The organism is Kitasatospora sp. NPDC057500 (assembly GCF_042802195.1).
In the GTDB taxonomy this organism is placed as follows: Bacteria; Actinomycetota; Actinomycetes; order Streptomycetales; family Streptomycetaceae; genus Kitasatospora.
On sequence record NZ_JBHVER010000382.1, the window covers coordinates 1 to 3,321 of the forward strand.

Sequence of the window (3,321 nt, forward strand, 5' to 3'; positions counted from 1 at the left end):
GGTGGACACCGTGCTGGGCCCGGAGATGCGCTCCACCGGCGAGGTCATGGGCCTGGACCGGGTCTTCGGCACCGCCTACGCCAAGTCCCAGACCGCGGCCCAGGAGCCACTGCCCGCCAAGGGGCGCGCACTGCTGTCCGTGGCGGACCGCGACAAACGGGACGTCGTACTGCCCGCCCTGGCCCTCATCGGCCTCGGCTTCGAGCTACTGGCCACCGCCGGCACCGCCGAGGTCCTGCACCGGGCCGGCGCCCCCGCCACCGTGGTGCGCAAGCACAGCGAGGGCGAGGGCCCGAACGGCGAGCGGACCATCGTCCAGCTGATCCACGACGGCGAGGTCGACCTCATCATCAATACGACGTGCGGCACAGGCGGCCGTCTCGACGGCTACGAGATCCGCACCGCCGCCGTCGCCCGCGCGGTGCCCTGCCTGACCACGGTGCAGGCTCTGGGCGCCGCCGTCCAGGGCATAGACGCGCTGCGCACCCACGGCACCGCGCTGATTCCGCTCCAAGAACAGACCGGAGCACATGCCCGTGGTGTGTCGGCGGAGTCCGCTCCCGTGTCATGGACGCCGTGGTGAGCCCGAGGGAGGTTCCCTCCGCGGCCGGACGCCGCTCAGGCGAGCAGGGCGGCGATCTCCTGGGTGGCGAACCAGAGCAGGTCGTGGTCCTCGGCGCCGTCCACGGTGAACTGGGCGTCCTGGTCGCCCGCGTCCGCCGCCGCGACCGCCTCGACGGCCGCCGTCACATCGGCCACCACGTCCGCGTCGGCGACGTCCGCGTGCACCGCGGCCGCCTTGGCGAGCTTCACCGGGCCGGCCAGGACGACCCGGCCGAGCGAGGCCTGGTCCTGGTACTCGTCGCCGGGGAACGGCTTCACCGCCGACTCGGCGACGTCGAGCGCGACGACCACGCGGCGGCGCGGGGCGTCGGGTTCGGCGGCCAGCAGGCGCAGCGAGGACTGGGCGGCCCGGTTCAGCGCGGCGTACTCCAGTTCCTCCAGGTCGTCGCTGACGTACCACTCGCGCAGCGCGGGCGTCACGGCGTACGCCGCGGACTGCTCCAGCGCGCCGCCCGAGTGCGCCGCCGCCAGGCCGGTCAGGGTAGTGGGCACGTACACGCGCATCGGTGGCACTCTCCGGTTCGTCCAGCGGCACAGCTTCCAGCGCCCCCAAGAATAAGCGCCGGACGGCGGGCCGTGATCACCCGCGCACCGCCGGGCCGGGCGCACCGCCTTCCCGGGCACCCGGGCGCACCGTCTGCAGGGAGCGTCGACAGGTGTCCAGCGCGCTCTCCAGGACGGGTCCGCGGCGGGCCGGGTCCATCATGTTGGAACCCATCACCGCCAGGTCGGCGGGGGTGGGCGCGAGCAGGTGGACGCGGACGCCGTCGGCCCGCAGCAGCCGCGCCTCGCGCAGCAGCCGACGGGTCACCGTCCGGCGGTAGCGGGCGACCAGCTGGGCGAGCACCCCGCTCGGACGGTCCCGCACGCGCTGGGCGCGCGTGGCGGCGGACGCGCCGCCGTCGGCCTCCGGGCGCCCCGGCGGGTCGGGCCGGACCGCCATCGGGGCGAGCACGTACACCTCGTCCAGGCCCCGGTCCAGCAGCAGGTCGGCGTTGGTGGCCGACCAGCAGCCGCCGTCCACGTACTCGGTGCCGCCGACCGGGACGGGCGCGAACCAGCCGGGGATCGCGCAGGAGGCCATCACCGCCTCGTCGACCCGGGCGGGGGGCGCACCGGGGTCGCCGAATACCACCCGGCGGCCGCTGCGGTAGTCCACCGCGACGACCCGCAGCGCCGTCCCCGCCGGCCAGCCGGCCGCGTCCGGACGGTCGGCGCCGCCCGCGCCGCCCGCGCCGCCCGCGCCGTCCGCGCCGTCCGCGAACAGGCCGCCGACCAGCGCGCCGACCGACGCCAGCGAGCCCCGGCCGTGCGGCGCCATCGCCGAGACCATGGTGAGCCAGGGGTAGGTGCGCGGGTGCCGCACGGCGTCCCGCAGCAGGCCCGGCGAGCCGATGCCCGCCCTGGGCCGCGGCGGCAGTGCACCGCCGACCGCCGTGTCGTAGTCGAAGTCCGTCCCGGACAGCGGCCCCGAGGTCACCGGCAGGCCCCGCTGGTGGTCGCGGAGCTGTCCGGTGTCCGCCCCGCCCGCGAGCAGCGCGCCCAGGATGGCGCCCGCCGAGGTGCCGAGCAGCACCTCCGCCTCGCCCGGCGGCCGACCGGTCGCCTCCTCCACGGCGCACAGCGCGCCGACCGTCCAGGCCGCGCCGAGCATGCCCCCGCCGCCCAGCACCAGGCCCCGCCGGGGAGCGCCCCCGGTCGCCGGCGGCGCCGGACGCGTCCCGGATACCCATGTCGTCATACCGGCCGCCTGTCGTCGTCGGGACGGTGGGTGCGGTGGTGCGGTGATGGTGCGGGTGGTGCGGTGCCGGACGGGCGCCCCGCGCGGTGTACGGCCCGGCCTTCGATCCTGCGCGCGGAGCGGCCCGGGGCGCAACGTCCGTCCTGGCGAACGGACCGTCCCCTTTCGGGCCCTCCCGCCCCTCCCGGCGCGTCAACCCGGCGCCCACGGGGGTGCCCGGAGGCCTGCCGCCGCATGGGTCGGCTCACCCGGATAGGTGAACTTCAGGGAGTTCCGGGAGGCCGCCGGAAACCCGTTGCCGTCCCGCGCGGGCGGCCACTAGCAAGGACCCGTCCGTACCCGCACCGCCGTCGCCCGCCAGCCGGGCCCGCGCCGGCCGCCCCCGAGGAAGGCCCATGACCACGTGCCCGAACCGCGCCGCACCGCCCCTCGACCCGCCCGCCGTGCTCTCCGCACGCCCCTACCGCTCGCACGGCACCGCACGGGACCACCACCCGGCGCCCCCGCGCCGGCCCCGCCACCCCCGCACCGCGTGCACCGGCGGCCCGCGCCGCGAGCCGGTCGAGGGCCTGAGCACCCGGTTCGCCCACCGGCTGGTCGAGGTGCTCACCGGCGCCAGGCCGTCCGGCCAGCTGCTGCGCCACACCACGATGGACGGCTACGGCCAGCTCTCCGCCCTGGTCCGGGCCGGCACCCTGCGCCGGGGCCACGGCTCGGACGAGCGGCCGCGGCTGGGCCCGGTGCACGACCGCTCGCCCTCGCCGGGCGCCGTCGAGGCCTGTGTACGGGTCGACCTCGGCACCCGGCACCACGTGGTGGCGTTCCGACTGGAGCCGCGCGGCCCCTCCGGCCAGTGGCAGTGCACCGCCGTGGAGGCCGGATGACCGCCCCGGGAACGACGCGGGGCGCCGCCCCCGTACGGGAGCGGCGCCCTCTGCGGCGGTCGGCCGGTCCGG

At 77.4% G+C, this 3,321-nt stretch carries 3 protein-coding genes and 1 pseudogene; 2 read left to right on the forward strand and 2 right to left on the reverse strand.

What is annotated here, in order from left to right; all coding sequences use genetic code 11:
* Positions 1–583 (forward strand): annotated as a pseudogene (gene carB / locus ACFU74_RS36640) (carbamoyl phosphate synthase large subunit); the annotation flags it as partial.
* A gap of 35 nt (positions 584–618) precedes the next feature.
* On the opposite strand, the gene ACFU74_RS36645 reads toward carB, so the two are convergent.
* On the reverse strand, positions 619–1,128 hold the full coding sequence (locus ACFU74_RS36645; protein ID WP_380764462.1) for a DUF6912 family protein: 510 nt from the start codon (positions 1,126–1,128) through the stop codon (positions 619–621).
* Positions 1,129–1,204: 76 nt separating this feature from the next.
* On the reverse strand, positions 1,205–2,365 hold the full coding sequence (locus ACFU74_RS36650; protein WP_380764463.1) for a patatin-like phospholipase family protein: 1,161 nt from the start codon (positions 2,363–2,365) through the stop codon (positions 1,205–1,207).
* A gap of 395 nt (positions 2,366–2,760) precedes the next feature.
* Between ACFU74_RS36650 and ACFU74_RS36655 the strand changes: the two genes are divergently transcribed.
* Entirely contained in the window at positions 2,761–3,249 is a 489-nt protein-coding gene (locus ACFU74_RS36655; RefSeq protein ID WP_380764464.1) for an Rv3235 family protein, read from the forward strand.
* Positions 3,250–3,321 lie beyond the last annotated feature (72 nt).

Excerpts from the sequence above, each read along its gene's own strand:
- ACFU74_RS36645 (WP_380764462.1), bottom strand. The coding sequence starts at position 1,128 with ATGCGCGTGTACGTGCCCACTACCCTGACCGGCCTGGCGGCGGCGCAC.
- ACFU74_RS36650 (WP_380764463.1), bottom strand. The coding sequence starts at position 2,365 with ATGACGACATGGGTATCCGGGACGCGTCCGGCGCCGCCGGCGACCGGG.
- ACFU74_RS36655 (WP_380764464.1), top strand. The coding sequence starts at position 2,761 with ATGACCACGTGCCCGAACCGCGCCGCACCGCCCCTCGACCCGCCCGCC.